1 protein-coding gene is annotated in these 3,677 nt (G+C 72.8%); it reads left to right on the top strand.

The features are described from left to right. Nucleotides 1-3,317 (top strand): non-ribosomal peptide synthetase (locus tag ABTY20_RS29935; RefSeq protein WP_352000269.1); only part of this gene is annotated, 3,317 nt, incomplete at its 5' end. Between the last annotated feature and the right edge of the window lie 360 nt (nucleotides 3,318-3,677).

Here is a 3,677-nt window from a genome sequence, read left to right as displayed (position 1 = left end):
AGCACGAGCGCTACTTCACCGGCCTGCTCGGGGACGTGGAGGAGACCACCGCCCCCTACGGCCTGCTCGACGTGCACGGCGACGGCAGCGACGTCGAACGCTCCCACCTGGACGTCGACGACGAGCTCGGCCGGCGGGTGCGCGACGTCGCCCGCTCACTCGGAGTGAGCCCGGCCACCGTGTTCCACCTGGCCTGGGCCCGTGTCCTGGCGACGGTCAGCGGCCGCGACGACGTCGTCTTCGGCACCGTGCTCTTCGGACGCATGAACGCCGGAACGGGTGCGGACCGGGTGCCGGGTCTCTTCCTGAACACCCTGCCCGTACGGGTCCGCGTCGGCGCCAGCGGTGTCGGAGAGGCACTGGAGGGCCTGCGGAGCCAGATGGCGGAGCTCATGGTGCACGAGCACGCCCCGCTGACCCTGGCACAGCAGGCCAGCGGCGTCCCCGGCGGCACTCCGCTGTTCACGTCGATCTTCAACTTCCGGCACAGTCAGCGCCCGAGCGGGGAGCCCCGCAAGGAGGACGGCGCCGCGCCCAGGGGCATCCGGATGGTGTTCGCCCGGGACACCACCAACTACCCGGTCGCCGTGTCGGTGGACGATCTCGGGGCCGGGTTCGGGCTGACCGTGGAAGCGGTCCGGTCGGTGGACGGGCAGGAGATGTGCCGACTCCTGCACACCTGCCTCGACAACCTGGTGGCCGCGCTGGAGTACGGCCCGGAGGGCAGACTGGCCGCGGTGAACGTGCTCGACGAGGCCGGGCAGCGGCGCATGCTGGCGGACTGGAACGACACCGGCACTCCGGTCGAGGCGGCCACGGTGCCGGAGCTGTTCGCGGCGCAGGCGGCCCGGACACCGGACGCCGTCGCGATCGTGTGCGACGGCTCCGAGGTGACCTACGGCGAGCTGGATACGCGGGCGAACCGGCTGGCCCGTCGCCTGGCGTCGGAGCACGGCGTGGGTCCGGAGTCGGTGGTGGCGGTGCTCACCGAGCGCTCCGCCGAGCTGATCGTGGCGATCCTCGCCGTGCTCAAGGCCGGCGGCGCCTATCTGCCCATCGATCCCGACCACCCCGTCGAGCGAGTCGCCTACACGCTCGACGACGCCGGGCCCGTGTGCATCCTGACCACGGCACACTGCAGGCGGATGGTGCCGCAGGACTGCGACGTACCGGTGCTGGTGCTGGACACGCCCGGGGAGCCCGACGCGGGAGACACCCGGGACGCGGTCCCGCCGGCGCCGCCGCACAGGCAGAACCCGGCGTACGTCATCTACACCTCCGGCTCGACCGGCCGGCCCAAGGGCGTGGTCGTCTCGCACGCAGGGTTCGCCAACCTGTCGGCCAGCCACGCACGGTTCGGTGTACGACCGGGCCACCGGGTGGCGCAGTTCGCGTCGGTCGGGTTCGACAACTTCTGCTCGGAGTGGTCGCTCGCCCTGCTGTCGGGAGCGGCCCTGGTGGTCGTGCCCCAGGACCGGCGGCTCGGCGCGGAACTGGCCGAGTTCATGACCGAGCAGGCCGTGACGCACGCCACGCTGCCCCCCGCGGCCCTGGCGACGGTGCCGGAGGGAGCGATCGGGACCGGAGTGGTCCTCGAGGTGGGCGGCGAGGCATGCCCTCCCGAGGTGATGGAACGCTGGTCGGCCAGGCGGGTGCTGTTCAACACCTACGGCCCCACGGAGACGACGGTGGACGCCATCGCGTGGCGCTGCCGCCCCGGACTGGAGTCGAGCACCGTGCCGATCGGTGCTCCGATCGCCAACACCCGTGCCTACGTGCTCGACGACTCCCTCAACCCTGTACCGGTCGGGGTGGTCGGCGAGCTGTACCTGGCCGGTGCGGGGCTGGCCCGGGGGTACCTGGGGCGGCCCGGTCTGACGGCGGAGCGCTTTGTGGCGTGCTCGCTGGGGGCCGCCGGTGAACGCATGTACCGGACGGGCGACCGGGTCCGGTGGCGGGCGGACGGAAACCTGGAGTTCGCCGGCCGCTCGGACGACCAGGTGAAGATCCGCGGCTTCAGGATCGAGCCGGGCGAGATCGAGGAGGTGCTCGACGGGCACCCGCACCTGAGCCAGGTGGCCGTCGTCGTGCACGAGGACCCTCAGGGCGGCAAGCGACTGGTCGCCTACGTCGTCCCCGCGGCCGGCGGCGCCGATCCGGGCACGCTGGCCGGATCGGTGCGGGACTTCGCGGCCGAGTGGCTGCCGAGCTACATGGTGCCGTCCTCGGTGACGGTCCTGGACTCCCTGCCACTGACGCTGAACGGCAAGGTCGACCGCAGGGCCCTGCCCGCCCCCGCCTTCGCGGCGGGGACCGCCGGGGAACCCTCGCCGGGCCGGGGCGCCGCAGGCGCGCTCGAAGCCCTGGTGTGCGAGACGTTCGCCGACGTCCTGGGCGTGCGGACGGTCGGCGTCGACGACGACTTCTTCGCGCTCGGCGGCCACTCGCTCATGGCGGTCTCGCTGGTGGAGCGGTTGCGGGGCAAGGGCGTCACCGTGCCGCTGCGCACCCTGATCACCAACCCGACACCGGCACGGCTGATGCAGACGTTCGGCCTGACGTCGGTGCAGGACGCCCTCGGCGGCGTACTGTCGATCCGGACCGGCGGCACCGCACCGGCGTTCTTCTTCGTCCACCCCGCGGGCGGGCTGAGCTGGTGCTACATGCCGTTCGCCCGCTTCATTCCCCAGGAGCACCCGCTGTACGGGCTCCAGGCGCAGGGCCTCGACGGCTCCGGGGAGCCGGCGGTCTCGGTCGCCGACATGGCCGCCGAGTACGTGAACCGCATTCGCGCGCTGCAGCCGTCGGGTCCGTACCACCTCGTGGGCTGGTCCTTCGGAGGAACTCCCGCACACGAGATCGCGGTGCGGCTCGAGGCCGAGGGCGAGGAGGTGTCGCTGGTCCTCATGGACGCGTTCCCGCCCATTCCGGGAACCGGGGCCGTGACTCCCCGGAGCGACGCGGCCGACGGCCCGGCACGCCTGGCGCAGCGCGTCCGCGCCGAACTCGGTCCGGTGCTGGGCGGAGTCGACGACGACGAAGTCGCCCTGCTGACCCGCGTGTTCGACAACAACGCGACGCTGAGGGACCGCCATGCGTACGGCACCTTCGGCGGGGACACGCTGCTGCTCATCGCGGAGGAGGGAAAGCCGGCGGACTTCTCGTTCGAGTCCCTGTGGCAGCCCTACCTCACCCGGCAGGTCACCTCCGTCCGTCTCCCCTGCGGACACTCGGACATGGCACGGCCCGACATGCTGGGAGCGGCGTGGGAGGCCATGTCGGAGTGGCTGACGACGCGGCGGGAGCGGGAGGACTGAGCCTTGCCGTGAGCGCCTGAGGCCTCTCCACCGGACGGTGCCCGGGCCCGAACCGCCGACGACGGTTCGGGCCCGGGCACCGCTCCGTGTGGGGCCTGTGCTCCTCCGTCGGGCGGCGGACCCTTCCGTCGGGAGGCTGCCGCCACCCGTGCACGGACGGTGCGGCAGGACGGCGACGGCGGCCGCGGGGCCACGGGGACGCGGGAGACGCACGACCGCGACGGGCCGGTGCCGGGAGGGGAACGCAAACGTCGAGGTGGGTCACCGCATGCGGTGACCCGCCTACGTCACCAGCGTGGTGCTGATCATGGCGCTGGCCGGGGTCGGCGCGGGGCTCGCCGCCAACACCGGGCACACGCT

The organism is Streptomyces sp. NPDC126497 (genome assembly GCF_040302425.1).
GTDB lineage: Bacteria > Actinomycetota > Actinomycetes > Streptomycetales > Streptomycetaceae > Streptomyces.
The sequence above is the reverse complement of the archived record's forward strand: the minus strand, read 5'-3'. Positions and strand labels throughout refer to the sequence as shown.